Below are 24,144 nucleotides of genomic sequence, written 5' to 3'. Positions count from 1 at the left end.
GCAGGAGGCCAGAATCGCACAATGGACGAAAGGCTCGACGGCGGAATCAACCACGTCGTGCGGCGCGGCGACACCGTCCTGCGTCCAGTCGGCCCGTGGTCGCCGGCGGTGCACGAGCTCCTCCAGCATCTGGAGTCCGTCGGGTTCGGCGGTGCCCCACGGTTTCTCGGAATCGACGATGACGGGCGCGAGATCCTTTCCTACGTTGCGGGCAACGCGCCCTGGCCACCCGGCGAGAACCGCGAGGAACTGACGGATCCACAGCTTCTGGAGAGCGTCGCCGCGCTCCTACGCGACTACCACGACGCCGTCGACGGCTGGCGCCCGTCAACCTCGACCTGGCAGGCCGCGCCCGTAGCTGCCGGCCGGCCGGAGGTCCTGTGTCACAACGACATCGCGCCCTGGAACCTCATCACCCAGCAGCAGAAGGCCTTCGCGTTCGTCGACTGGGACACGGTCGCGCCGGGGCCGCGGATGTGGGATCTCACCTACCTCGCCTACACGTTCGTCCCGCTGGCAGCGCCGGAGAACCTCCCGATGATGGGCTGGCCTTCTCCCACTGCGACGCACGAGCGGCTCGACCTCATCCGCCGTGGGTACGGGTGTTCCGAGGCGCAATGGCAGGAGTTGCTGACCCTCATCCCCATCCGGATCCAAGCGGCGTACGACACCATGCGGATCTGGGCGGCCGAGAACCGGCCCGGCTGGCGGGCGCAGTGGGAGCAACCGGACCCGTGGCGGTATGGCGCGGGCTACCTGCGTGACCTGGCATTCGTTCAGGAGGAGCTTGCCTAGCAGGTCGCCCTCGCAGCGTTGGGTCCGAGGCGCCAACGAACTAGCGGGCCACGCGGGTGGTGAGGATCGTGGCGAAGGCGGATGGGCGTTGGTACAGGGAGCGATGGCCGCTGTCTGGCAGGACGATGTGTTCCTTGTGTGGGGCGTCGAGCGCGTCGAACCAGTCGCGAAAGGGCGGGATGCGGGCGGGCACTTCGCCGGCGCCGTCCACGAAGTATGCCGGGACCTGCAGGTGACGCACACGAACGCGGAGGTCGACGGACTGGGTGCGGGGGTAGTACTGGTCGTACGCGTCGGCGAAGCCGGACAGGACGTGCGCCTTGTCCAGGAACGTGTACTCGTTCGCTGACAGGCTTTCGTCCAGGCCGCCCTGGCCTCCACCTGAGGCCGGAAAGACGCGTGGTTCGGCGAGCAGCATGGGCTCGTAGTCGTAGAGGCGCGCGTACGGCGGCCGGCCCGCTTTCGTCAGTGCGGCGACCAGTTGCGCGTCGTGGTGGTGGCGGGCCCAGGACAGCGTTGCTGCGTACTGGGCGCGATCTGCGGCGGCGGTTGCGACTGCTTGGCCGACGCCGACGTACGCCCGGAACAGGTTCGGCCGGCGCTGGACGGCGAGTACGGCAGGGATCGTTCCGCCGGAGTGGGCCACCAGGTAGATGCGGCCGGTGTGGAAGCGCTGCTGCAGATAGGTCGCCGTGGCGAGGACGTCGGAGACTTCGCTGTCCAGTGTGAGCGTCGAGGTTGGCTCGAGCGCCGGGTACGAGCTGCCGCCGCCGCGGCGGTCGAGGGTCGCGACGACGAAGTGGGGTTCGAGGGCTGTGGACAGGTGGGCGCGGACGGCACCGCGTTCGGCGGCGCCGGGTGCGCCCGGTACGAACAGCAGGACGGGCTTTCGTACGTCGGCGCCTCGGATCATCAGGCCGAGACGGTGCGACCCGCTGGTGACAGTGGTCAACTCAGCGATGCTGCGAGCGCCGGGTCCCGCAGCGATCGGCTGGGTACGAGCGGGCAGTACGACCGCGACGGTCACCAGCGCGACAGCCGCCGCGAGTACGCCGATGGCGGCCCGGCCGGCGTAGCGGCGGAACCGGCCGCTCTCAAGCGCAGCACCGGATCGACGGCGGGCGAGCCCTGCACCATACGCAGCGCCGACGAGCATCGGCAGCAGGGTCAGCAACGCGTGCACCCCCCTCCCCGCGACCAGCGCCAGCACGCCGAGCAGGCTCAGGTGTGGCGCGTCGACGGTCGGCCCGGTCGCGCCGAGCCGGACCAGTTCGAACGTGCCGGAGAACAGCACCGGCGCCGCCGGCAGGGCCCAGCGGGACCGGAGAATCCAGCCGGCCGCGAGGCCAACCCCGAGGCTGACGACGATGCTCACGAGCGCGGCCGCCACGGTCAGCGGACCTCGTGGCGTCAGCCAGCCCGCCAGCGCACCCCACAGCACCGGTGCCAGCAACCCGACCACGATCCGCATGTCCGCCCCTCCCTCGCCACCTACGTAGCACCTGCTACACGGCCAATGTAGCAGGTGCTACACGAAGCGGTTGCTACAGTTCAGCGGTGGATCGCCGTGCCGAGCTTGCCGAACAGGCGCTGGGTTACGTCCTCGAGCACGGCCTGGCCGGGCTGTCGCTGCGCCCGCTCGCTGCCGCGCTCGGCACCAGCGACCGCATGCTGATCTACCATTTCGGCAGCAAGGAACAGCTGGTCAAGGACGTGCTGGCACTCGCGCAGCAGCGGTTGGCCGCCTCGCTGGAGCCTCCCGACGGCGACCTGCGGAACGTCGGCGACGTCATCCGCTACCTCTGGGCAGAGATCAGTTCGCCTCACACGAACCAGGTGACCAGGCTGTACCTGGACGTGTGCGTACTCGCCGCCCAGGAGCCGGAACGCTGGCGCGGCGCACCCGAGCAGCTGCGAGGCCCGTGGAAGGAGCCGATGCGCGCCGGACTGGTCGCGTTCGGGGTCGCACCTGAACGGGCGCCGGCGCTGGCCGATCTGATCCTCGGCACGTTCGACGGGCTCGCCATCGACCGGCTGGTCGCCACCGACCCGGCCCGCGCCGACGCGGCAGCCGAGGCGTTCGCGGAGCTGATGATCAGCGTGGCGGCCGGAACGCCGTGATCAACGTAGCCCGCGGGAATCCAGCCGCCGTCTCGATGGCCTAGGCCAGAGCCGACTCGTTGCCCGACGCCGCCAGCTGCCAGCTCTCGCCGGCCGCGTGGCTCGCGATGCCGGCCGGGCCGAACAGGTGGACGGGCTCCGGCCCGACCGTACGTGCCACATCGGCGACGACCGCGACGCCGCTGCGTTCCGGGATCGCGAGCACGCTACGGCCGTCCGCCGCCGTCAACGCGACCAGCTCGGCGTCCTGTTCACGCGCGTAGTGCGGCTGCACCACCAGCCCACCCAGCAGGTCGAGTGCGCCTGTCCGGGTCAGCCCCACGTCGTTGGCGTCGGCGCTCGCGGCGATCGAGATGTCGGCACCGGCCAGGATCGCGCCCGCGCTGCCGCCGTACATCGCGCCGCCCGCGCGGAGATAGTCGCGTACGACGGGCAGGAAGTCGTGCCGCAGGATCTCGTCGAGCAGGGCGAACGTGTTGCCGCCGCCGACGAACAACAGATCCGGCGTCAAGTCCGCGGCCGTCCGCCCGGACAGCGAGGTCCACATCGACACCTGGAAGTCGCCCCACGCGGCCAGGCTGCCCTCCAACCAGGCCTGCGCATCGGCGTGTGCCGACGGCTCCAGCGCGAACGGCCAGTAGACGATCCGTATGCCGGGCGACAGGAACTCGTTCCACAGCGCCGCTTCGTCCTGCACCGATCCGCCACCACCGAGATAAATCCGCACGCAAGGACCGTAGCCTGCTGGGCATGGCAAATCTCCTGCATTTCTGCCCGCGCGCCGAGTGGATGGCCGCGCAGGCAGCCGGCTGGTACGAGGGCGACACGCTCGCGACGGAGGGTTTCATCCACTGCTCGACCGCCGAGCAGGTTCACCTGCCGGCGAACGCGCTGATGCGCGGCCGGGAAGACCTCGTGCTGCTCGAGATCGATCCGGCCCGCCTCACCGCACCCGTTCGCTGGGAGCCGGGCGATCCCGCCGACCCGGCCTCGACGCGGTTTCCGCATGTCTACGGAACGCTCCCGCTCGAGGCCGTGATCGGCGTGTACGACTTCCCACCCGGCGCCGACGGCTACTTCACCGTTCCGCCGCAGTTGACAGCGAAAGAGTGAGCTGACCGAACCGGCTTGTTACTCGCCGGCCCGGTCGCGGTCGCCGATGTGGACGGAGATCACGCCGTTCATCTCGGTCAGCGCGGTGGCGAGCTCGGTCATCGAGCCCTTGCCCTGCAGCTCCAGGTCGAGTTCGACGATCCGGCGGCGCGCCGCTTGGTCGGCTTCCTCCGGCTCGAACGCGTGCGCTGTGCCTAGCTCGACGACGGTGAAGCCGCGTCCGGTGCACTCGGCCAGAGCCCGGCGCAGGACGCCTTGCCCGTCGAGGTAGTGCAGGCGGAGCGGCGACGGCGTGTAGGGCGAGGTGGGCAGCCGACGCGCCAGTGGACTGAGCCCGAACACGACGAGGAAATGCGCCGCGGTCACGGTGACCGCGAGCAGTGGAAGCCCGGCACCGGCGGCCATGCCGACCGCGCACGTCAGCCAGACCACTGCGGCGGTCGTGAGCCCGCGCACGATGTCGCGGCGTACGAAGATCAGGCCGCCGCCGATGAAGCCGATCCCCGACACGATCTGCGCGGCGACCCGGGACGGGTCGAGCGTCACGTGCTCGCTGAGCACGTCGAAGAAGCCGTACTTCGACACCAGCATGATCAACGCGGACGCGACACCGACCAACGTATGCGTGCGTAGCCCGGCGCTCTTCTGCCGGACTTCACGTTCGAGGCCGATCAGCGCTGAAAGGAGCAGGGCCACACCGAGGTAGCCCAGCTCCGTCCAGCCTTGTCCAAGCGATTGTCCCCAAAAGCTCACAGCGGTCGCCTAGGTCGATTCGTCACGAATCCAACCTAACCCCGCCGAGCTTCGGGAATCGGTCAGCCGGCTTGCGGTTGCGAGATGTTGACCATCCAGCCGATGCCGAACTTGTCGGTGCACATGCCGAACTCGTCGCCCCACATCTGCTTTTCGAGCGGGACCGCGACGCTGCCGTCGGCGGAGAGCTGCTGCCAGTAGCCGCGAAGCTCGTCGCCGTCGTCGCCGCTCAGGCTGATCGTGATGTTGGTGCCAGGCGTGTGTTCCATGCCGGGCGGGTTGTCGGCCGCCATCAACGCGAAGCCGTTGGGAGCCTCGAGCATGCCGTGCATGATCTTGTTTGCCTCGGGTGCGTCCGGTGTGCCGAACTCGCCGAAGGTGTTGAGGTTGAGCTCACCACCGAAGATGCCGTGGTAGAACTCCATGGCTTCCCGCGCGTTGCCGTCGAAGCTGATGTAGGGGTTGAGTCGAGAGGCCATTTGGTCCTCCTAGGTTGGTGCGAACTGCTTCCGGCAGCCTAGCGAGGGCCACCGACATCGGCCGGAGAATGGAGACAACGGTTGAGTGATTCCGCGTTGGCCGCCGGGGTAAACGACCCCGCAGGCCGCTCAGCCGGGTGACTCGAGCAGGGTGAGCAGCCGGATCGCCTGCCTGGGCAGGGCTTCCGGCGGGTTCCGTACGTGCGCGGCACCGCCGGGCAGGAGCATGAGGAACCAGGTCAGCGCCTCCAGCCGGCGAAAGCCAAACAGACGGTCGCTTTCGGCCCGGGTCAGGTCGAAACGCCCGAGCAGCGCGGCAACTTCGAGCCCGGCGTCGATGGCGGACAGGTGCTCGACCAACTCGGCGAGCTCGAACGCCCGGTCGCCGCTGCCGGAGTCCTCGAAGTCGACGAGCCGGATGCGCCGGCCGTCCCAGAGACAGTTGGCCAGGTTGCCGTCTCCCTGCCCGAACACCAGCTCCGCCTCGGCGGCGAGCAACCGTGGGACGTCGTCTCCGTGCAACCATGCCCCGCCGACCGAGAACGCCTTGCGGACCAGGGAATCGGCGGATGGCGGATGCCGGCCGTGCAGGCGTTCCGCCTTGTCCGCAAGCACACTGGGCGAGAACGCGCGCGGCAGGTTACGCAAGGCGTCGGACGGGACCGCCCGGTGCAGGCGGTGGATCGCATCCGCCAGCGCGTCGAGCTGCGCGGACCCGATCGGGCGCTCGCCCAGCGGCTCGCCCGGCACCCGGCTCATCACGATCGTCGGCGGATCACCCGCGAGCTCCGCCCGCACCGGCTCCGGCGCCAGGCCGGGTGCGTACCGGGCGAGCAGTGTCAACGCCTCCCACTCCCGCCGCGGCTCGCCCCTGTCCCAGGACCGGAACCGCTTGACCACAACGCCGTCCACGTGCTCGATCGCATGTGTCCCGCGCATTTAGCCGAGCACCTCGCCCACCATCCGGCTCACGACATCCGGCTGCTCGATCTGGATGTCGTGGTCGGAGGCGACCTCGACCGTCCGCAACCCGCGCCGCCGGACCAGCCGGTGCAGCATGTCGTGTACCGGCCCGTTGTTGTGCTCGGCCAGCATGATGACGAGCGGGCAACGGATCTCGTCGTACGGCTCGTCGCCGACCGTCGTCCAGCCCGCCTCGATGGTTCGCGGATCACGGGGACCGTCCGCCGGCCCACCGTAGACGGTCGCCCAATAAGGATCGCGGCTGGCGATCGCATGGTCGAGGCAGATCACCCCGGCCGCCGGCTTGCTCGCGGCGTAGGTCAGCACGTCCCAGGCACCGACGGAGTGACCGATCAACAGCGGAGCTTCGAGTTCGAGCCGGCGCACCACGGCGTCCAGGTCCGCCGCGAAAGCCTCGATGGCGAACGAGCCGGCGCTCGACGATCGGCCATGTCCACGCCGGTCGTAGGCGACGACGGTGTACTGCTGCTCGAGCCGAGCGGCCAGCAGGTCCCAGCTTCGCAGGCTGGTGCCGTGCCCGTGCACCAGTACGACCGGGCGTCCGGTGCCGCGAACCTGGACAGCCAGATCGACGCCGCTGTTGTGGACGGTCAGCCGCACCGGCTCACTCGCCCTGCTCGTACGTAGCCACGAGGCGTTTGGGTGCGCGGTGGCACCAGGCTTGCACGACGAGCTCGCGGCAGGTCGATTCGCAGGCCGGCGAACGACTTCCCCTTCACCTTGAACGACGGCATGCCGCTGTGACATATGCGGCTCTGCCGCGTGAGCGTGGCCGCTTCCACTTTGGGCAGCGACTGTGCGTACGACCGCAGATCCTCCGAAGAGCTCATCGCACAAAGTTTGCCCGCACCCGTAAGACTGCAGGGATGGACCTCACCGTCGTCGTCGCGTTCGGGGTGGCTGTTCTGCTGCTCAGTCTGGCGCCTGGGCCGGACATGATGTTCATCGTGGCCAATGCCGTGGCGGGTGGCCGGCGGACCGGGATCACGGCCGCGGTCGGGATGTCCACGGGTCTCGCGGTGCACACGGTCGCCGCCGCGTTCGGGCTGGGGGCGCTGATCCAGGCCGCGCCCGCCGTGCTCGACGCGGTACGGATCGCCGGTGCGGCGTTCCTGCTCTGTCTGGCGATCGCGACTTGGCGCGCCAGCCGCAGGGGTGAGCTCACCGAGCAGCCCACCGTCCCGAAGCGGTCGGTCCGGCGGGTCTACGTCATGGCCGTGCTCACCAACCTCGCCAACCCGAAGGTGATCCTCTTCTACCTCGCGTTCTTCCCGCAGTTCCTCACCACCGGCCCCGGCAGCTGGCCGGCGACGCTGCAGTTCCTGCTGCTGGGCGGGCTCTTCATCGCCGTCGGGTTGACGGTGGACGGCACGGTCGGCCTGCTCGCCGGCACGGCCCGTGACCGGCTGCTCCGCCGCGCCAAGATCCGCCGGCGGCTCGACCAGGCCTGCGCCGCGATCTTCGGCGCGCTGGCCGTCCGCCTCGCGCTCGACTCCAAGTAACGCCGCGTACGTTGGCTCCATGCGCAATCGGCTCCGGCGCTTGCTCCGCCCACGCATCGTCGTCGCGGTGGTGGTGGGGCTGGCGTTGCTGGCCGGCTTGACGATCTGGGCCAACCGCCCCACCGGCACTCCGTACCAGACCGAGGACCGCCTGCTCACGCTGCCGTCCGGCCCGGACAGAAGCGAGCCGACGCTGCTCGACACCCGGCTCTACGTCCCTGAGACGGCTACGCAGGGCGATCCGGCACCGGTCGTCCTGCTCGCCCACGGCTTCGGCGGTACGAAGGACAGCGTCAACGAGGACGCCCAGGAGCTCGCCGCCCAGGGCTACGTCGTGCTCAGCTGGACTGCTCGCGGTTTCGGCCGGTCCGGTGGCGACATCCACCTCGACAGTCCCGACTACGAGGTCAACGATGCGCGCGCGTTGCTCGACTGGGTGGCCAAGCGGCCGCAGGTCGCGAAGGACAAGCCCGGCGACCCGAAGGCAGGCGTGGTCGGCGGCTCGTACGGCGGCGCGCTCGCGCTCCTGCTCGCCGCCAACGACCAGCGGGTCGACGCGATCGTCCCGCACATCACGTGGAACAACCTCGAGACGGCCCTGTTCCCCGGCGGTGTGTTCAAGAAGGGCTGGGCCGGCGCGCTGTTCACCTCGGGCAAGGACGGTGCCGCCACCGGCCGGCTCCCTGCCAGCCAGGTCAACGACCCGTTGTGCGGCCGGTTCGATCCTCATGTCTGTGCGCTCTACGAGCAGGCCGCGACCACCGGCCGGCCGAGCCCTGAGCTCCACAAACTGCTGCGCAGATCAAGTCCACAGCCTGTACTCGGCCAGATCAAGGCCCCGACCCTGCTTGTCCAGGGTACGGCCGACACCCTCTTCCCACTCGACCAGGCCGACGCCAACGCCCGCGGCATCGCCAGGGCCGGAACTCCCGTCCGTGTCGCCTGGTTCTCCGGCGGGCACGACGGCGGCGCGGGCTCGAGCCGTGACGAGGAGCGGACGAAGGGCCTGACGCTGCAGTGGCTCGACCACTACCTCAGGGGCAAGGCAGATCCCGGCACCTCGTTCACCTACAGCCGCGTGTCCGGCATCGACGTCGGCGGCGAGCGGTTCCGTACCGTCGGCCGGACGACCGGCACATACCCCGGAATTCAAGGCCAGCGCGACGAGACCGTCGCGCTGCAAGGCACCCCGCTGCCGATCGCGAACCCACCTGGCGGCAACCCGGCGGCGCTGTCGTCGATCCCCGGCACCGGCGGCCAGCCGGCCACGACGACAGGGACCGCGAGCCAGCTGCTCGCTACCGACATCCCCGGCCAGGCCGTGCCGTACGCCTCGCAGCCGCTCGACAAGCCGCTCGACGTCACCGGTTCGCCCCGCGTCCGGATCAAGGTCGCCTCGGCCACCGGCGAAGCCGTCGTGTTCGTCAAGCTCTACGACGTCAACGAGCAGGGCCGCGCGACGCTGCCCGGCGGCCTGGTCCAGCCGCTTCGCCTGACAGGACTGGCCAAAACCATCGACCAGGCCAAGCCGATCACGGTCGACCTGCCTCCGATCTCCTACCGCTTCGGCGCCGGCCACACGCTGAGGCTCGCCATCGCTACCACTGACCAGGCATACGTCGGCCCGGCCGAGCCCCAGGTCTACGTCGCCGGGCTGGCGGCCGGCGACATCGCGTTCCCGATCGTCGACGGCAAGCCGCTCACCGATCCGTCGGTGATCTGGAGCTGGGTCCTGCTCGCCGTGGTCGTGCTGCTCGCGCTCGGCATCGCCGTTACGTGGCTGGTGTTCCGGCGCCGCGCCAGGCGCCGCGAGATCGCCGTCGTCGACGCGTACGAGGACACCGTGCTGGTCGTCCGCAACCTCTCCAAGACCTACGCGGACGGCCTGCAGGCGTTGCGCGGCATAGACTTCGAGGTCGGCCGTGGCCAGGTCGTCGGCCTGCTCGGGCCGAACGGCGCCGGCAAGACCACCTGCCTGCGCACACTGATGGGCCTGATCCGCCCGACCACCGGAGAGGTCCTGATCTTCGGCCACCCGCTCACGCCGGGCGCGCCCACGTTGAGCCGGATCGGTGCACTCGTCGAGGGTCCGGGGTTCCTGCCGCACCTGTCCGGCCGTACCAACCTCGAGCTGTACTGGCGCGCGACCGGCCGTCCGTTCGAGGAGGCGAAGCTCGAGGAGGTGCTCGAGATCGCCGGGCTCGGCGAAGCCGTTCACCGCAAGACCAGCACATACAGCCACGGCATGCGGCAACGGCTCGCGGTCGCGCAGGCGATGCTTGGCCTGCCGGAGCTGCTCGTGCTCGACGAGCCGACCGACGGCCTCGACCCGCCGCAGATCGCCGAGATGCGCCGCGTCCTGCGCCGGTACGCCGACGACGGCCGGGCGGTGCTGGTGTCGAGTCACCTGCTCGCCGAGGTCGAGCAGACCTGCACGCATCTGGTCGTGCTCCACCGCGGTATCCGCGTCGGCTTCGGCCCGGTGTCGGAGGTGATCGGTGACTCCGCCAGTGTGGTCGTCGACGTGACCGACTCGGTGCTCGCGCAGTCGGTGCTCGCGGGCATCGAAGGCGTGCAGCTGGTCGCCCACAACAACGGCAGCCTCGTCGTCGATCTCGACGGGCTGAGCCGTGCCGACCTCGTCCGCCGGTTGGTTGACGGCGGTGTCGGCGTCGAACGGATCTCGCCGCATCGCCGGCTCGAGGACGCGTTCCTCGCTCTCGTTGGAGGAGGTGAACGATGACCGACCTGCCTGTGCAGACGACGGAGCCGTCGAAGCCGCTGAAGACGCTGACGGTCGGCACCGAGATCCGCCGTCAGCTCACCCGCCGCCGGACGCGGCTGACGTTCGGATTCCTCGTGCTGCTGCCGTTCATTCTGGTGGCGGCGTTCGAGCTCGGCAGCGACGGCGACGCGCAGCAGCAGTCGTTCATCGACCTCGCGACCTCGAGCGCGGCCAACTTCACGGTGTTCACACTCGCGGTGTCGTCGGCGTTCCTGCTGACGGTCGTGGTCGCGCTGTTCTGCGGAGACACGATCGCCGGTGAGGCGAGCTGGGGCAGCCTGCGCTACCTGCTGGCGGTTCCGGTGCCGAGATCCCGGCTGCTCGCGGTGAAGCTGCTGGTGGGCCTGCTGTCGTCGCTCACCGCGCTCGCGGTGCTGACCGTAACGGCCTTCGTCGTGGGGCTGGCGGCGTTCGGCTGGCACCCGCTACGCACACCGCTCGGCGACAGCATCCCGCCGGGCGCGGCACTGGCCAGGACCGCCGGCATGGTGGCGTTCCTGGCCGTGACGTTGCTCATCGTTGCCGGCCTGGCGTTCCTGCTGTCGGTCAGTACGGACGCACCGCTCGGCGCCGTCGGCGGTGCGGTGCTGCTGGTCATCGTCTCGGACATCCTCGACCAGATCGACGCGCTGGGCGTGGTCCGGAACATGCTGCCCACCCACTTCGGCACCGGCTGGCAGGGTTGGTTCGCCGATCCCGTTCAGCTCGAGTCGATGACCAAGGGCACGATTTCCGCACTGGTCTACGCGACGGCGTTCATCGCGCTCGCCTGGTGGCGGTTCCTGCGTAAGGACGTGCTGTCGTAGCCGGAATCAGCTGGTCGACGCGTCCTTGCCGTCGGTCGCCGACCGCGGGGTGCGGTTGGCCGTGCTCCTCGTGCCGGTGCTGGCGGGCTGCTTGTCGGTGCTCTTGCCCGGCCCGTTGACCGGAGTGGCTTCGTCGTCCTTGTGCTTGCCGGTCAGGCCCGTGGTCGTGGCGCCGGACGACGCCGGTGGCGTGGTCTCGGACTCTGACTCGGACTGCTCCGGCGCGTCGGCCTGCTTGGGCATCCACTGCGAAGCGGTGCCGTTGCGCAGGATCTTGTACGCGACGAAGGCCGATCCGCCGATCCCGCCGAGCAGCAGGATGTTGCGAACCCAGTGCCGCTTCTTGGGAGCCGGGGCCTGGAGGTCGCCGCGCAGGGCGAGCCAGGCGGCCGTGCCGCGCTTCATCGCTTCCTTGCGGTAGGGCTCACTTACTTCCATCGCGGTCACGACGGCGGCTTCAGCCTTGTCGCGCGCTTCCTCGACGGCCGGTCCGAGTCGGTCCTTGGCGCTTTCGACCGCGGGCGCAACTCGATCCCAGGCCTGCTCGACGACCGGTCCGGCCTTCTTCTGGGCCTTCGCAGCCTTCTTCTGTGCCCGGTGGGCGTACGGCATGACCTGGCCGACTACGCCGTCTCTCTTGTGGCGTCGCATGAACGTGCGCCTCCTGCTCGTGCTGCTTACTGGTAGGTCTGTGGGGTTATGCGTAGGTCGTGTTCTTGCCTTCCCAGCTTTATTCCCGATCATGCTTGTGTAAACGGGCCGATGGTCACGTACGAACCGGCAGCACACGCGCGGAGACCCACCGTACGGACCTCGGGGCACCTTGGCCGCCCACCGCATGGTCGTGGGAGGATCGACCAGACGCTTTTCGGCCCGGGGGAGGGACTAGAAGGAGTGACCGGTGACTGAACAGACCGTCGCGACGCTGCACACCTCGATGGGTGACATCAAGGTGCAGCTGTTCCCCGACCACGCACCGAAAACGGTACGTAACTTCGTCGAGCTCGCTGAGGGTAAGCGCGAGTGGGTCGACCCCGGCACCGGTGAGCAGACCACCCGTCGGTTCTACGACGGGCTGACGTTCCACCGCGTGATCTCGGGCTTCATGATCCAGGGCGGCTGCCCGCTGGGCACCGGCACCGGCGGCCCGGGCTACCGCTTCGGCGACGAGATCCACCCTGACCTGCGGTTCGACCGGCCGTTCCTGCTCGCGATGGCGAACGCCGGCGCCAACACCAACGGCTCGCAGTACTTCATCACGGTCAACCCGCGGCTGCCGCACCTCAACGGCAAGCACACGATCTTCGGTGAGGTCACCGACCCCGCGAGCCAGCAGGTCGTCCAGGCGATCAGCGAGGTGGCGACCGGCCCGATGGACCGGCCGCTGCAGCCGATCGTTGTGGAGTCCGTGGAGATCTCCCACGCCGCACCACCCGCAGGCTGATGGCCGAGGAGCCCACGCGCGACCAGCCGGCGGAGCCCGAGTCGCCCGCCGGCTCGGCAGCGGTGCCCACGTGTTACCGGCACCCCGAACGCGAGACCTACATTCGCTGCCAGCGATGTGACCGCAACATCTGCCCGGACTGCCAGCGGCAGGCGGCGGTCGGTTTCCAGTGCCCGGAATGTGTGAAGCAAGGCTCGCAGGGCGTTCCGGCTGCCCGGACGCGCTTCGGCGGCGTGATCCGCGGCGAGGGCGCGATCGTCACCAAGGTGCTGGTCGGGATCAACGTCGCGGTCTTCCTCCTCGGCCTGCTGGCTCCGGCGCTGATCCAGCGCCTGGAGCTGATCGGCAGGAGCGGCTTCGCCGAGACGATCGGCATGACCGGCGGGGTCGAGGGTGGCGAGGTGTGGCGGCTGCTGACTGCCGCGTTCACTCACACCCAGCCGTTGCACATCATGATCAACATGTTCTCGCTGTGGGTGCTCGGCCCGCCGCTGGAGGCCGTGCTCGGCCGGCTCCGGTTCACCGCGCTCTACCTCGTGTCGGCTCTGGTCGGCTCGACTGCTGCGTACGTACTGGCGCCGCAGATTCACGTCGTCGGGGCATCCGGTGCGATCTTCGGGCTGTTCGGCGCGACGTTCATGTTCGCCCGGCGGATGCGCGCGGACATGTCGTGGTTCGTCGGGCTGATCGCGGTCAACGTCGTGATCAACATTCTTTTCCACAGCCAGCTGTCCTGGCAGGGTCACCTCGGCGGACTGGTGGCCGGGCTGGTGCTCGGAGCGTTCCTGGCGTACGCGCCACGCGAGCGGAGGGACCAGGTCCAGCTGTTCGGCTTCGGCTTGGTGATGGTGCTCACGATCGTGGCCGTGGTCGTACGCACGATCACGCTGCCCTAGACAGGCTCCCAGCGGAGTTATCCACAGCTGGGGACAGTGGTGTGGAGAACAACATCGGTGTAAGTCAGGCGTCGGACATCGTTCGGCCGGCGTTCACCGGCCGCTCACCCGGGAGAAGTCACTCCCACTGGGTGGCAACGATGAACCCGGCGATCATCAGGCCCATGCCGACCACGATGTTCCAGTTGCCCAAGGTGCTCATGCCAGGCACGCTCTGGCCGGCGAGATAGAAGACGACGATCCAAGCCAGGCCCAGCACGAAGCAAGTCACCATGACGGGTGCGACCCAGCCTTTGGTGCGAAGCTTCGCCTGCTTCTGCTTGGGGCTCGGCGGTGTGAAGGAATCCTTCTTGCGGTTGCGCGACTCGGGCACGTCGCCATCCTAAGGTTTGGTCTCGGGCGCGGGGAAGGAGCGGGGTGGGCCCGTGGCGGCGTAGCCGCCGGGGGCTGGACAGAAAACAGCCAGAGCAGACTACAGGCACCGACTGTGTCGGGATAGCGTAGTCAGCGCGAGCTGTCTCCAGCGAGCAGATGGGGCATTGGATTGGGCCGGAGTATGGGTACCTCCTCGGATCAGGATTACTCCTTCGACGAACCAGGCGAGCCGCGCTCAGGTGGGCCTTCCGGGCCGCCGCCGCGCACCCGCGGATTCGTCCGCACGGCGCTGCCTCGGGTGGCGGCCGCGATCACGTTCGCCTGCGCGGGGTTCCTGGGCGTCACCAGCGCGTCCGCCGCGCACGGTACGGACCTGCGCGCCGAGCGGCAGTCCGACCTCAGCGACCTGGTGAAGGCGCAGAGCCAGCGGGCCGACCTGCTCAACTCCAGGCTCGACGATGTGACCAACGAGGTGGGCGAGCTCTCGCAGCAGATCGGTGGCTCCAAGGTCGAGGGCCTGGAGAAGGATGCCAGCCGGCTCGAACCGACCGCGGGCCTGACCTCGTTGGAAGGTCCTGGCCTCACGATCAGCCTCGATGACGCGCCGCCGGAGATGCGGCAGGGTCAGCAGGACCTCGACGCGCTCGTCGTACACCAGCAGGACATCCAGGCCGTGGTCAACGCGATGTGGGCCGGCGGCGCCGAAGCGGTCACGATCCAGGGCCAGCGGCTGATCTCGACGTCGGCGATTCGCTGCGTCGGCAACTCCGTGGTGCTCGAGAAGGTGCCCTACCCTCCGCCGTATCGCATCAGTGCGGTGGGTGACGTCGACCGCATGCTGAAAGAGATCTACGACTCATCGGCCGTGGCGGCCTACCTCGACGCGGTCGACCATCTCCAGCTCGGCTGGGACATCCAGCGGCACAACACGCTTCAGGTTCCCGCGTTCAAGGGCAAGACCGAACTGGACTACGCCACCACCGACTGAGGCCGCGCCGGCGGCTGTGGGGCCTTGCCGCCGGACGTACCGACGACCGGCGAGAGGCCGTGGGAGCGTTCGACAGCGTCGGGCTCGCCGCAGGTGACCAGCCAGTTGGCCAGCATCCGGTGCCCACCCTGGGTGAGCACGGACTCCGGGTGGAACTGCACTCCCTCGACGGCCAGGGTGCGGTGCCGCATTGCCATGATCACGTCGGAGTCGGTGTACGCGGTCACCTCGAGGTCGGCGGGCACACTGCCGGGCTCGACCGCGAGCGAGTGGTAACGCGTGGCCGTGAACGGGTTCGGCAGCCCGGCGAGCACGCCGGCGCCCTCGTGGGAGACCTGGCTGGTCTTGCCGTGCAGGAGCTCCGGTGCGCGGTCGACGACGCCGCCGTAGGCGACCGCGATCGCCTGCAGGCCGAGGCAGACGCCGAAGATCGGCACCTGCCCGGCGGCCTGCCGGATCAGCTCGATGCAGCAGCCCGCCCGCTCGGGCGTACCCGGGCCGGGCGACAGCAGCACGCCGGCATAGCCGAACGCGTCCGCCGGCTCGACCTCGTCGTTGCGCCGGACGTCACACTCGGCGCCCAGCTGGTAGAGGTACTGCACCAGGTTGAAGACGAACGAGTCGTAGTTGTCGACAACGAGGATCCGAGCTGCCACTAGAAGTCCTGGTAGCTGATGGCGTAGCCGGCGGAGTTGTTGCCCTGGCTCTCGTCGCCGTCGGTCTGAACGGTGACCGTGCCCTGGACGCTCGTCCCCGGCGTTCCTGGTGGGAGTACGACGGTGATGTCGAACGACTCCGAGTCGCCCGCGGAGATCTTGTCGACGGTGCAGGTCACCCTTGAGCCGTTGCTGTCACAGCCGTCCGGCAGCTGGCCCGTGGTGGAGGCGTTCTGCGGCAGGTTGATCGTGACGCTCGCCTGCCCGGAGTCACCCTCGCCCTCGTTCGAGACGTTGACCGAGAGCTGGGTCGAGCCGCCGATCGACGGCACCTCACTGCCCGCGGACGCCTGCACCGTCAGGTCGGGGTGGGTCTCCTCCTGCGCGACGGTGATCGTCACCGTGGAGCCCTGCTTGGCGTACGACTCGCCGGCCGGACTCTGCTCCATCACGATGCCCGGATCCTCGTCGCTGGTCGGCTTGAAGGTCTTCTTGACCTTGAAGCCGGCGTCCTTCAGCGTCTGCTCGGCCTTCGCTTCCTTGGTCTGCCGGACGTCGGGCACCTGGGCGAGGCCGGCGGAGATCTTCAGCTTCACCGTCGCGCCTTCGGCGACTTCGGTGCCCTCCTCCGGATCGGTGGAGATCACCTCGCCGGCCGGCCGGTCGGAGTCGCGGTCCTCCTCGGTCTCGGACTTCAGGCCGGCGCCTCGCAGCGTAACCTCGGCCTCCGACACCTGGGAGCCGACCAGCCCGGTCGGGATCTTCACCGACGGCTTGCCGTCAGAGATCGTGACGGTGATCGTCTTGCCCTCTTCGAGCTTGGTGTTGGCGCTCGGAGACTGCGCCGAGACCTGGCCCTGGGGCACGGTGTCGTTCGCCTTGTGCTCCGGCTCGCCGAACACGAAGCCTTCCTGCTCGATCCGCGCCTTGGCCTCGCTCTCGGTCATGCCCATGACCGTCGGCACAGTCTTGAGATCGGGCCCGCCAAGCGTCTGGAAGCCGATGAACGCGGCGACACCGAGCACGAACGCGACCGCTATCGCGAGCAGGATGTAGGCGACCTTGCGGCCCTTGTCCTTCTCCTCCGGCTGCTGCTGGTCGTCGTAGCCCCAGGCCTCCTCCATTGGAGGCTCCATCGGAGGGCCACCCGCCGGCAGGAAGCGCTGGGTCGCGTCGCCCTGGTAGACCGGCGCGATCACGCGCTGGCCTGCCAGGCAACGCACGATGTCCTGCCGCATCTCCTCGGCGCTCTGGTAGCGGTCGATCGGTTTCTTCGACAGTGCCTTCAGCGTGATCGCGTCGGCTTCCGGCGAGACTTCGGGGTCGAGCAAGGACGGAGGCCGCGGCTCTTCTCGTACGTGCTGGTAGGCGACGGACACCGGGGAGTCGCCGACGAACGGCGGCCGGCCGGTGAGCAGCTCGTACAGCAGGCAGCCGGTGGAGTAGATGTCGGAACGCGCGTCGACCGACTCGCCGCGCGCCTGCTCCGGAGAGAGGTACTGCGCGGTGCCGATCACGGCAGCCGTCTGGGTCATCGTGGCCGAGGCGTCGGCGACCGCGCGGGCGATGCCGAAGTCCATCACCTTGACGTCGCCGGAGGGAGTGAGCATGACGTTGCCGGGCTTGATGTCGCGGTGGACGATGCCGGCCCGGTGGCTGTACTCCAGCGCTTCCAGGACCTCGGCGGTGATCTCCAGCGCCCGCTCCGGCAGGATCCGCCGGCCCTCGCGCAGGACGTCACGCAGAGTGCGGCCCTCGACGTACTCCATCACGATGTACGGCACGGAGGTGCTGTCGAGCATCTCCTCGCCGGTGTCGTAGACGGCGACGACTGACGGGTGGTTGAGCGAGGCCGCTGACTGGGCCTCCCGGCGGAATCGGGCCTGGAACGTCGGGTCGGTGGCGAGGTCGGGACGCAGCACCTTGACCGCGACGGTACGACCGAGTCTCCGGTCGATACCGATCCGCACCTCTGCCATGCCGCCGTGGCCGAGCACCTCGCCCAGCTCGTACCGGCCGCCGAGGAAACGCGGCTCAGTCATGCCATCCCCTTAATCCCGACCCGAAATCGGATCTGTCACCGGAACAGTACTGCGGAGTGATCACGCTCACTGCTCGATCACCGCTTCCATCACACTCTTGGCGATGGGCGCACCGAGCTTGCCACCCGAGATCTCGTTGCGGTTCACATCGGCCTTCTCGATGACAACTGCCACAGCCACCGTTGGGTTATCCGCCGGAGCGAACGAAACGAACCAGGCGTACGGCGTGCACTTCGCGCAGGACTGGGCCGTACCAGTCTTTCCGGCGACCCGCACACCGTCGATCTTCGCGGGCTTGGCGGTGCCGTCGTTGACCGTGGCTTCCATCATCTGAGTCAGCTGGTCAGCACTCGATGCCGAGATCGCGCGGCTGTAGACCTCCGGGTCTGTGGTGGCCAGGATGTCGAGCGTCGGGCTGATCAGCTTGTCGACGACGTACGGACGCATCACCTCACCGTCGTTGGCGATCGCCGCAGTCACCATCGCCATCTGCAGCGGCGTGGCCTGGACGTCGAACTGGCCGATCGCTGACAAGGCGGTCTGCGGTGCGTCCGCCTCCTTCGGGAACTGGCTGCGTACGCCGAGCAGGCCGTCCCGGAAGATCTGCCCGAAGTCGTCGTTGAACCCGAACTTCTCGGCCTGCTCGCGAAGCCTGTCGGCGCCGAGCTTGATGCCGAGGTCACCGAACGCGGTGTTGCAGGAGGTCTGGAGCGCCTCCTCGAGCGTGATCTCGACCTTGTTGCCCACACACGGTCCGCGCTGCCAGTTGTTCAGCGTGCTCGTGGTGAGCGGCAGGTCGAGCTCGGCGGGAGCCGGGATCACCGTCTCGGGCTTGTACTGGCCGGACTCCAGCGCGGCGGCGGACGTGACCAGCTTGAACGTCGAGCCCGGGGGGTAGCGGTACTGCAGCGCCCGGTTGTCGGCCGCCTTCGTCTTGTCGTTCAGCAGCTTCTGCCAGGCGTCGTTCTGAACGTCGACGTCGTGCGAGGCCAGCGGGCTGGGGTCCCAGGAGGGATTGGAGACCATCGCCAGCACCTTGCCGGTCTTCGGATCCAACGCGACCACGGCGCCGATCTTGCTGCCCAGCCCGTTGGCGGCCGCGGCCTGCGCCTTGGGGTTGATCGTCAACTGGACGCCGCCGCCCTTGGGCTGCTTGTTGGTGACCAGGTCGACCATCCGGCGGACGAACAGCCGGTCGTCGTTGCCGGACAGCACGCCGTTCTCGGAGCGCTCGATCTGGCTGCGCCCGAAGATCGAGGAGTAGTAGCCGGTGATGTGGCCGTAGAGGTCGGTCTGGGCGTACTTGCGCTGGTACTTCAGCGCGTCGCCCTTCTTGCTGGGCACGGAGAACGCGACCTGCTTCTGGTCCTCGCCCTCGCCGACCAGGATCGGGCCGCGCTCGCGGGCGTACTCGTCGAGCACCACCCGCTTGTTGCCGCTCTTGGCGTTGAGGTTCGGCGCGTTCCAGACCTGGACGTAGTTGACGTTGGCCAGCAGGGCGAAGAACAACACCATGAAGGCCAGCGCGATCCGGCGAATCGGACGGTTCATCGGGCGCTCATCGGCGTGCCACCACCTGCGTCATTGCTTCGTCGGTCGGGGCCGGCAGGGGTGCCGCCGGCCGCCGGGCGTAGTCGCTGATCCGTAAGAGCAGCGCGACCAGTGCCCAGTTCGCGATCAGTGAAGATCCACCGTAAGACAGGAACGGAGTCGTCAGACCCGTCAGGGGAATCAGTTTGGTCACGCCACCGACCACGACGAACACCTGCAGCGCGAAAACGGCGGCGAACCCTGCGGCCAGCAGCTTGCCGTACTGGTCGCGGCACAGCAGCGCGGTGCGCAGGCCGCGTTCGACGATGACGCCGTACAGCAGGATGATCGCCATCAGCCCGGCCAGGCCGAGCTCCTCACCGAGCGCCGCGATGATGAAGTCGCTGTGCGCGACCGGCACCAGGTCGGGGTGGCCCTGGCCCAGGCCGCGGCCGAGCATGCCGCCGTAGGCCAGGCCGTACAACGACTGGATGATCTGGAACGACGCGTCCGGGTCGTCGAACGGATGCAGCCAGGCGTTCACGCGGATCTGCACGTGGCTGAAGAACTGGTAGCCGCCGTACGCGCCGACCAGGAACAACGTGAGCCCGATGACGATCCAGCCGGGTCGCTCGGTCGAGACGTACAGCAGCACGACGAACACGCCGAAGAACAGCAGCGACGTGCCGAGGTCGCGCTGGAAGACGAGGATGCCGAGGCTGATCGCCCAGGCCAGCAGGATCGGGCCCAGGTCACGGCCGCGCGGCAGGTCGAGGCCGAGGAACCGGCGGCCGGCCAGCGCGAGCGCGTCCTTCTTCACCACGAGATAGCCCGCGAAGAACACGATCAGGCAGAACTTCGCTATCTCTCCCGGCTGGAACGACAACGGGCCGATCTGGATCCAGATCCGCGCACCCTGGAAGAACGTGCCGAGGCCCGGCACCAGCGGCAGCAGGAGCAGGACGATGCCGGCGAGCAGCGAGAGGTACGTGACGCGTTGCAGGCGCCGGTGGTCGCGAACCAGGAGCAGCACCAGCACGAACAGGACGACGCCGATCGCGGTCCAGGTCAGCTGCTTCGGAGCGTTGGGGCTCGGGATCGCCTTGCCGAGTGCCTCCGCCTTCTCGGCGTTCGCCAGGTCGAGCCGGTAGATCATCGCGAGGCCGAGGCCGTTGAGCAGCGTGACGCAGGGTAACAGGATCGGGTCGGCGTACGGCGCGGTCGCGCGGATCAGGACGTGCGCGGCGCCGACCAGCAGGGCGAGACCGGCACCGTACGCGGCGATCCGCGACGGCACCTGACCGTTGTTCATCGTGATGCCGACGATGGCGTAGGAACCTACGGCGACTCCGAGCGCGACGAGTAGTAGCGCAAGCTCGACGCCGCGGCGCTTGCGGAACTGAAGGGGTACTTCGGCCTGCGGGGTACTCACCGATCCCCTACCGGAGTCGTACTGGTACTCGACCCACTGCCATCGGCGATCTGCCGCAGCTCGGACACGAGCTTGACGGCTTGGTCGAGGTCGTTGACCGAGATGGTCTCCTCCACCCGGCGCTGGTGGTTCGCGGGGAGCTCGTCGAGCGTGATCTGCTCGACCTTGAGCACCGACGACAGCTGGATGCCGGGGACCCTCTGGTTGACGCCACGGAAGATGGCGACGTGCTCATCGTGTGCGTCGGCCGAGGTGTCGCTGCTGGAGCCGGCCGAGGAGGGGTAGGAGCCGATGTAGTACTTCTGCTGCGTCCAGTTGAACGCGAACCGGGCACCGGCGAGGGCGAGGACCCCGACGATGGACAGCACCATCGCGGCGAGGACCAGGCGGACGCCCTTGCCGGAACGCTTGGCCGGGCCGCTCGGACTGTCGGCCTCGGCGTCGACCTGCTTGTCCGCATCGGCAGAGTCGGCGGCAGAACTGTCGACAGTTTCGTCTACGTTTCCGTCTACATTTTCGCCGACAATTGTGTCCGGAGGATCGTCCACATTTCCGTCGACATTTCCGTCGACAACTTTGTCGACATCTCCGTCGACATTTCCGTCGGCTGCGCCCTCCGCTGCGCTTTCGCCGTCGGTCGAAGCCCCGGCGGACGGGTCGCCACTCTCGACGCCCGCTTCGTCGCCGGCATTGTCGACACTTTCGTCTGCGGAACCGTCGACAGCTTTGGCGGCAATTTCGTCGCCAGGTTTGGCTGCGTCTTTGTCCGCGATCTTGGCGGAAGGCGCTTCGGCAGCCGCCACCGTGACGCCGTTGGCAGGAGCTTCTGGGGAGGCCTCGGCCGGAGCTTCGACGCTCTCGCCGGCTGCTTCCTCAAAGGCTTCCTCGGCGGGTTCCCCTGAGGGGTCCACTGTGTCGCCCTGGTCTCCGACATCGGCATCGGCCGCTTCCGCGCTGGCGGCAGACGCTTTGGCGTCACCGTCGGCCTCGTCCTGGTCGAGCTCCTGGTCGATGTCGAGGTCCGGCTCGGCCGCCGCACCCACCACCGTGGGCTGCGAGCCGAGGAAGACCGAGGCGCGGTCGGGGCTGATCCCGAGCTCCTCCAGGTCGACCACTTCAGCGACCACGCACGTCACGTTGTCGGGGCTGCCCGCTCGCAGGGCCTTGCGGATCAGCTCCAGCGCCGCCGCTTCGGGCGTCTCGGCCTCGATCATCGCCGAGGCGATCATGGAGTCACGGATGTCGGCGTTGCCCAGGCCGTCGGAGCAGAACAGCAGCCAGTCGCCCGCCTGCAGTTCGATCCGGTCGACGTCGAGCTGTACTTCGTGGTGTCCGTCGAGCACGCGGATGATCAGCGACCGATGCGGATGGTGCTCGGCCTGCTGCGGCGTCAGCTTGCCCTCGTCGACCAGGGACTGGACGAACGTGTGGTCGTGGGTCAGCTGCTTCAGCTCGCCGTCGCGCAGGAGGTAGGCACGCGAGTCGCCGATGTGGATCACGCCGAGGATGCGGTCGTCGTAGAGCACGCCGGCCGTCAGCGTGGTGCCCATGCCGTCGAGCCGCGGGTCGGCCTTGATCCGGGCGAGGATCCGGCCGTTGGCGGTGCTGGCGGCCTCGCTGAGCACGCCAACCGGGTCGTCGAGATCGGCCGAGTCGTACTGGCGTACGGTCTCGATCGTGATGGCGCTGGCCAGCTCACCCGCGACCGCGCCGCCCATTCCATCGGCGACGGCGAGCAGGTTGGGGCCTGCGTAGCCGCTGTCCTCGTTACCGTCGCGGATCAGGCCCACGTCGGTACGAGCGGCATAGCGGAAAGCGAGCGTCATCGGCGCTACTTCCTAAGTTCGAGGACGGTCTTGCCGACCCGGAAAGGCGTCCCGAACCCGACCGGCGTCGGACCGTGAATCCGAGACTCGCCGACGAAGGTACCGTTAGTCGATCCGAGGTCCTCGACGTACCACCGGTTGTCGTGCGGTCGCAGCACGGCGTGCCGGGTCGAGACGTACTCGTCGTCGACGAAGATCTCGACATCGTTGCCACGTCCGATGGTCAGAGGGGCCTCGCCGAGCGGCAGGTGAAAGCCGGCGTTGGCGCCCTGGACGACCATCACCATCGCGGGTGTGCCCCTGGGCTTACGCGGTGCCTTCGGCGCCTTGTTCTTCTGCGGCTTGCGCGCCTTGCCGGCGTTCGGAGTGCGCGCGCCGAACAGGTCGGTACGGATCACCGAGACCGTGGACAGGACGAACAGCCACAGGACCGCGAGAAACCCGAGCTTGATGATCGTGAGGGTCAGTTCGGACACTACCGAGGCACCTCCGCGCCGGGTTGACGCAGAACCAGAAGGGTGTTGCCCAGCAGCACCTGGCTGCCATCGCCCAGCGTCGCCTGGTCGACGCGCTGGCCGTTGACCACGATGCCGTTGGTGGAACCAAGATCATGGACCGTGACGATGTAGCCCTGCGGCCCCGGCATCACGCGGATCTCGGCGTGCCGGCGCGAGACACCCGGATCAGTGATGCGCAGGTCGGCCTCGCTGCCCCGGCCGAGCACGATGCCCGGGGGCTGCAGCGGGTGGCGCATGGCGTTGACCTCGAGGTAGGGCATCGGCACCGGCGGACGCGGGCCCTGCGGTCCTCCGACCGGCGGGCGCTGAGCCGTGGCACCGACCCGGCGCGCGGGCGTGACGGCGGCGACCGCGCTGCTTCGCACCTTGAACCGTCCTGTCGTCAGGTCATCCCGGCGCGAGAACGAGACGGTGACCGGTCCGGTGAAGGAGTAGTTCTGGTTGCCGGCGTGCTGGTTCACGGCATCGGCGAGCTCGCGGCTGAGCGTGCCGGCGTAGGGCGCCAGCCGCTCGTGGTCGCTCGGCGACAGCTCGACGACGAAGTCGTTGGGAACGAGGCTGGCATCCCTGGAAAGGATCTGCGCGGAGTTGTCCAGCTCGCGCTGGAGGGCCGATCTGATTTCCACCGGCTGTACAGCAGATCGGAACACTTTGGCGAAGCTCCCGGTGATCAGGCCCTCGAGACCTCGCTCGAAGCGGCGAAAAACTCCCACGGCACCTCCTTTCGACATGGCTGGTCCGACCCTTGGCCGAACATGTGGCTGCGGGACCGATCGTAACCGTCGTTCCCCACGACAGGGATCTCCACGCACCCGCTCTGTCAGAGGACGCCGGAGAGCCGTACTCGGTTGCCACGACGAGCCACCTTCGTGCTAGCCTCTCTACGCGCTTCGGCCACAGAGCTGAAGGCGTGTGCGCGCGAGTGGCGGAATGGCAGACGCGCTGGATTCAGGTTCCAGTGCCCGCAAGGGCGTGGGGGTTCAACTCCCCCCTCGCGCACCCGACAAGACCCGGCCTGACCAGGGCATTCGTCCGTTCCAGGCCGTTGATCCCAACTCAGGCCGGCTGGCCGAACAGGCACGTTCACCAGGTGGTCACG

Annotated in this window: 24 protein-coding genes and 1 tRNA gene; 10 read left to right on the top strand and 15 right to left on the bottom strand. The window is 68.6% G+C overall.

Annotation, left to right across the window (positions count from 1 at the left end):
- The first annotated feature begins 21 nt into the window (after window positions 1-21).
- Complete coding sequence (locus ACYVF6_RS07235) at window positions 22-795, top strand: phosphotransferase (protein ID WP_460517475.1); 774 nt, start codon at window positions 22-24, stop codon at window positions 793-795.
- A 40-nt stretch (window positions 796-835) separates the two neighbouring features.
- On the opposite strand, the gene ACYVF6_RS07230 is transcribed toward ACYVF6_RS07235, so the two are convergent.
- Window positions 836-2,266, bottom strand: a complete 1,431-nt coding sequence (locus ACYVF6_RS07230; RefSeq protein WP_460517472.1) for an alpha/beta fold hydrolase — start codon at window positions 2,264-2,266, stop codon at window positions 836-838.
- An 86-nt stretch (window positions 2,267-2,352) separates the two neighbouring features.
- Here ACYVF6_RS07230 and ACYVF6_RS07225 point away from each other — a divergent pair, with 86 nt between their 5' ends.
- Window positions 2,353-2,916 (top strand): TetR/AcrR family transcriptional regulator, encoded by a 564-nt coding sequence (locus tag ACYVF6_RS07225; RefSeq protein ID WP_460517469.1) that lies wholly within the window; start codon window positions 2,353-2,355, stop codon window positions 2,914-2,916.
- A gap of 40 nt (window positions 2,917-2,956) precedes the next feature.
- On the opposite strand, the gene ACYVF6_RS07220 is transcribed toward ACYVF6_RS07225, so the two are convergent.
- A complete protein-coding gene (locus ACYVF6_RS07220; protein WP_460517466.1) occupies window positions 2,957-3,643 on the bottom strand; it encodes a type 1 glutamine amidotransferase family protein in 687 nt (228 codons plus the stop codon).
- A 23-nt stretch (window positions 3,644-3,666) separates the two neighbouring features.
- Here ACYVF6_RS07220 and ACYVF6_RS07215 point away from each other — a divergent pair, with 23 nt between their 5' ends.
- Entirely contained in the window at window positions 3,667-4,029 is a 363-nt protein-coding gene (locus ACYVF6_RS07215) for a DUF952 domain-containing protein (RefSeq protein ID WP_460517464.1), read from the top strand.
- Between the two features lie 18 nt (window positions 4,030-4,047).
- Here ACYVF6_RS07215 and ACYVF6_RS07210 read toward each other — a convergent pair whose 3' ends face one another.
- The 4 genes from ACYVF6_RS07210 to ACYVF6_RS07195 all read right to left on the bottom strand — a co-directional run bounded on the left by ACYVF6_RS07210 (window position 4,048) and on the right by ACYVF6_RS07195 (window position 6,845).
- Entirely contained in the window at window positions 4,048-4,782 is a 735-nt protein-coding gene (locus tag ACYVF6_RS07210) for an MgtC/SapB family protein (protein WP_460517461.1), read from the bottom strand.
- A gap of 62 nt (window positions 4,783-4,844) precedes the next feature.
- A complete protein-coding gene (locus tag ACYVF6_RS07205) occupies window positions 4,845-5,261 on the bottom strand; it encodes a VOC family protein (RefSeq protein WP_460517459.1) in 417 nt (138 codons plus the stop codon).
- 129 nt (window positions 5,262-5,390) lie between these two features.
- Window positions 5,391-6,200: an aminoglycoside phosphotransferase family protein gene (locus tag ACYVF6_RS07200; RefSeq protein ID WP_460517456.1), complete on the bottom strand. Its 810-nt coding sequence runs from the start codon at window positions 6,198-6,200 to the stop codon at window positions 5,391-5,393.
- Window positions 6,201-6,845 carry an alpha/beta fold hydrolase gene (locus ACYVF6_RS07195; protein WP_460517453.1) on the bottom strand — a complete coding sequence of 215 codons (645 nt, stop codon included), beginning with the start codon at window positions 6,843-6,845 and terminating at the stop codon, window positions 6,201-6,203.
- Between the two features lie 266 nt (window positions 6,846-7,111).
- Here ACYVF6_RS07195 and ACYVF6_RS07190 point away from each other — a divergent pair, with 266 nt between their 5' ends.
- Genes ACYVF6_RS07190 through ACYVF6_RS07180 form a run of 3 tightly spaced genes read left to right on the top strand, consistent with a single transcriptional unit; the run spans window position 7,112 to window position 11,338 of the window.
- Window positions 7,112-7,747: a LysE family translocator gene (locus ACYVF6_RS07190; protein ID WP_460517450.1), complete on the top strand. Its 636-nt coding sequence runs from the start codon at window positions 7,112-7,114 to the stop codon at window positions 7,745-7,747.
- A 19-nt stretch (window positions 7,748-7,766) separates the two neighbouring features.
- The gene (locus ACYVF6_RS07185; RefSeq protein WP_460517447.1) at window positions 7,767-10,490 is read left to right on the top strand and encodes an alpha/beta fold hydrolase; all 2,724 of its coding nucleotides are present in this window, start codon (window positions 7,767-7,769) and stop codon (window positions 10,488-10,490) included.
- Window positions 10,487-11,338 carry an ABC transporter permease gene (locus tag ACYVF6_RS07180; RefSeq protein WP_460517444.1) on the top strand — a complete coding sequence of 284 codons (852 nt, stop codon included), beginning with the start codon at window positions 10,487-10,489 and terminating at the stop codon, window positions 11,336-11,338. Before ACYVF6_RS07185 ends, ACYVF6_RS07180 begins: the two co-directional genes overlap by 4 nt.
- Before the next feature lie 6 nt (window positions 11,339-11,344).
- Here ACYVF6_RS07180 and ACYVF6_RS07175 read toward each other — a convergent pair whose 3' ends face one another.
- Entirely contained in the window at window positions 11,345-11,989 is a 645-nt protein-coding gene (locus ACYVF6_RS07175; protein WP_460517441.1) for a hypothetical protein, read from the bottom strand.
- Between the two features lie 250 nt (window positions 11,990-12,239).
- Here ACYVF6_RS07175 and ACYVF6_RS07170 point away from each other — a divergent pair, with 250 nt between their 5' ends.
- Together ACYVF6_RS07170 and ACYVF6_RS07165 are read left to right on the top strand one after the other, a co-directional pair.
- Window positions 12,240-12,782: a peptidylprolyl isomerase gene (locus ACYVF6_RS07170; protein ID WP_460517438.1), complete on the top strand. Its 543-nt coding sequence runs from the start codon at window positions 12,240-12,242 to the stop codon at window positions 12,780-12,782.
- On the top strand, window positions 12,782-13,678 hold the full coding sequence (locus tag ACYVF6_RS07165) for a rhomboid family intramembrane serine protease (protein WP_460517435.1): 897 nt from the start codon (window positions 12,782-12,784) through the stop codon (window positions 13,676-13,678). The genes ACYVF6_RS07170 and ACYVF6_RS07165 overlap by 1 nt, the downstream gene beginning before the upstream one ends.
- A 118-nt stretch (window positions 13,679-13,796) precedes the next feature.
- Here the strand turns inward: ACYVF6_RS07165 and crgA are convergent, their stop codons facing one another.
- A complete protein-coding gene (crgA, locus tag ACYVF6_RS07160; RefSeq protein WP_460517433.1) occupies window positions 13,797-14,051 on the bottom strand; it encodes a cell division protein CrgA in 255 nt (84 codons plus the stop codon).
- A gap of 183 nt (window positions 14,052-14,234) precedes the next feature.
- On the opposite strand from crgA, the gene ACYVF6_RS07155 reads away from it, so the two are divergent.
- Window positions 14,235-15,041, top strand: coding sequence for a DUF881 domain-containing protein (locus ACYVF6_RS07155; RefSeq protein ID WP_460517430.1), 807 nt, complete (start codon window positions 14,235-14,237; stop codon window positions 15,039-15,041).
- Here ACYVF6_RS07155 and ACYVF6_RS07150 read toward each other — a convergent pair.
- The 7 genes from ACYVF6_RS07150 to ACYVF6_RS07120 all read right to left on the bottom strand — a co-directional run bounded on the left by ACYVF6_RS07150 (window position 15,023) and on the right by ACYVF6_RS07120 (window position 23,776).
- Window positions 15,023-15,697 (bottom strand): type 1 glutamine amidotransferase family protein, encoded by a 675-nt coding sequence (locus ACYVF6_RS07150; protein ID WP_460517428.1) that lies wholly within the window; start codon window positions 15,695-15,697, stop codon window positions 15,023-15,025. The two genes, ACYVF6_RS07155 and ACYVF6_RS07150, sit on opposite strands and share 19 nt — an antisense overlap.
- Window positions 15,697-17,739: a Stk1 family PASTA domain-containing Ser/Thr kinase gene (pknB, locus tag ACYVF6_RS07145; RefSeq protein ID WP_460517426.1), complete on the bottom strand. Its 2,043-nt coding sequence runs from the start codon at window positions 17,737-17,739 to the stop codon at window positions 15,697-15,699. The genes ACYVF6_RS07150 and pknB overlap by 1 nt, the downstream gene beginning before the upstream one ends.
- Before the next feature lie 66 nt (window positions 17,740-17,805).
- Window positions 17,806-19,290, bottom strand: a complete 1,485-nt coding sequence (locus ACYVF6_RS07140) for a peptidoglycan D,D-transpeptidase FtsI family protein (protein ID WP_460517424.1) — start codon at window positions 19,288-19,290, stop codon at window positions 17,806-17,808.
- A 7-nt stretch (window positions 19,291-19,297) separates the two neighbouring features.
- Window positions 19,298-20,701 carry an FtsW/RodA/SpoVE family cell cycle protein gene (locus ACYVF6_RS07135; protein WP_460517421.1) on the bottom strand — a complete coding sequence of 468 codons (1,404 nt, stop codon included), beginning with the start codon at window positions 20,699-20,701 and terminating at the stop codon, window positions 19,298-19,300.
- Complete coding sequence (locus tag ACYVF6_RS07130) at window positions 20,698-22,527, bottom strand: PP2C family protein-serine/threonine phosphatase (RefSeq protein WP_460517419.1); 1,830 nt, start codon at window positions 22,525-22,527, stop codon at window positions 20,698-20,700. The genes ACYVF6_RS07135 and ACYVF6_RS07130 overlap by 4 nt, the downstream gene beginning before the upstream one ends.
- A 5-nt stretch (window positions 22,528-22,532) precedes the next feature.
- Window positions 22,533-23,003, bottom strand: a complete 471-nt coding sequence (locus ACYVF6_RS07125) for an FHA domain-containing protein (RefSeq protein WP_460517416.1) — start codon at window positions 23,001-23,003, stop codon at window positions 22,533-22,535.
- Window positions 23,003-23,776, bottom strand: a complete 774-nt coding sequence (locus ACYVF6_RS07120; RefSeq protein ID WP_460517413.1) for an FhaA domain-containing protein — start codon at window positions 23,774-23,776, stop codon at window positions 23,003-23,005. Before ACYVF6_RS07120 ends, ACYVF6_RS07125 begins: the two co-directional genes overlap by 1 nt.
- A gap of 185 nt (window positions 23,777-23,961) precedes the next feature.
- On the opposite strand from ACYVF6_RS07120, the gene ACYVF6_RS07115 reads away from it, so the two are divergent.
- A tRNA-Leu gene (locus tag ACYVF6_RS07115) sits at window positions 23,962-24,044 on the top strand.
- Window positions 24,045-24,144 lie beyond the last annotated feature (100 nt).

This window comes from Flindersiella endophytica, assembly GCF_054779015.1.
This window is presented reverse-complemented; position numbering and strand designations above follow the sequence as displayed.

Excerpts from the sequence above, each read along its gene's own strand:
- ACYVF6_RS07120 (WP_460517413.1), bottom strand. The coding sequence starts at position 23,776 with ATGTCGAAAGGAGGTGCCGTGGGAGTTTTTCGCCGCTTCGAGCGAGGT.
- ACYVF6_RS07215 (WP_460517464.1), top strand. The coding sequence starts at position 3,667 with ATGGCAAATCTCCTGCATTTCTGCCCGCGCGCCGAGTGGATGGCCGCG.
- ACYVF6_RS07180 (WP_460517444.1), top strand. The coding sequence starts at position 10,487 with ATGACCGACCTGCCTGTGCAGACGACGGAGCCGTCGAAGCCGCTGAAG.
- ACYVF6_RS07175 (WP_460517441.1), bottom strand. The coding sequence starts at position 11,989 with ATGCGACGCCACAAGAGAGACGGCGTAGTCGGCCAGGTCATGCCGTAC.
- ACYVF6_RS07230 (WP_460517472.1), bottom strand. The coding sequence starts at position 2,266 with ATGCGGATCGTGGTCGGGTTGCTGGCACCGGTGCTGTGGGGTGCGCTG.
- ACYVF6_RS07235 (WP_460517475.1), top strand. The coding sequence starts at position 22 with ATGGACGAAAGGCTCGACGGCGGAATCAACCACGTCGTGCGGCGCGGC.
- ACYVF6_RS07130 (WP_460517419.1), bottom strand. The coding sequence starts at position 22,527 with ATGACGCTCGCTTTCCGCTATGCCGCTCGTACCGACGTGGGCCTGATC.
- ACYVF6_RS07155 (WP_460517430.1), top strand. The coding sequence starts at position 14,235 with ATGGGTACCTCCTCGGATCAGGATTACTCCTTCGACGAACCAGGCGAG.
- pknB (WP_460517426.1), bottom strand. The coding sequence starts at position 17,739 with ATGACTGAGCCGCGTTTCCTCGGCGGCCGGTACGAGCTGGGCGAGGTG.
- ACYVF6_RS07190 (WP_460517450.1), top strand. The coding sequence starts at position 7,112 with ATGGACCTCACCGTCGTCGTCGCGTTCGGGGTGGCTGTTCTGCTGCTC.
- ACYVF6_RS07165 (WP_460517435.1), top strand. The coding sequence starts at position 12,782 with ATGGCCGAGGAGCCCACGCGCGACCAGCCGGCGGAGCCCGAGTCGCCC.
- ACYVF6_RS07205 (WP_460517459.1), bottom strand. The coding sequence starts at position 5,261 with ATGGCCTCTCGACTCAACCCCTACATCAGCTTCGACGGCAACGCGCGG.
- ACYVF6_RS07200 (WP_460517456.1), bottom strand. The coding sequence starts at position 6,200 with ATGCGCGGGACACATGCGATCGAGCACGTGGACGGCGTTGTGGTCAAG.
- ACYVF6_RS07185 (WP_460517447.1), top strand. The coding sequence starts at position 7,767 with ATGCGCAATCGGCTCCGGCGCTTGCTCCGCCCACGCATCGTCGTCGCG.
- ACYVF6_RS07140 (WP_460517424.1), bottom strand. The coding sequence starts at position 19,290 with ATGAACCGTCCGATTCGCCGGATCGCGCTGGCCTTCATGGTGTTGTTC.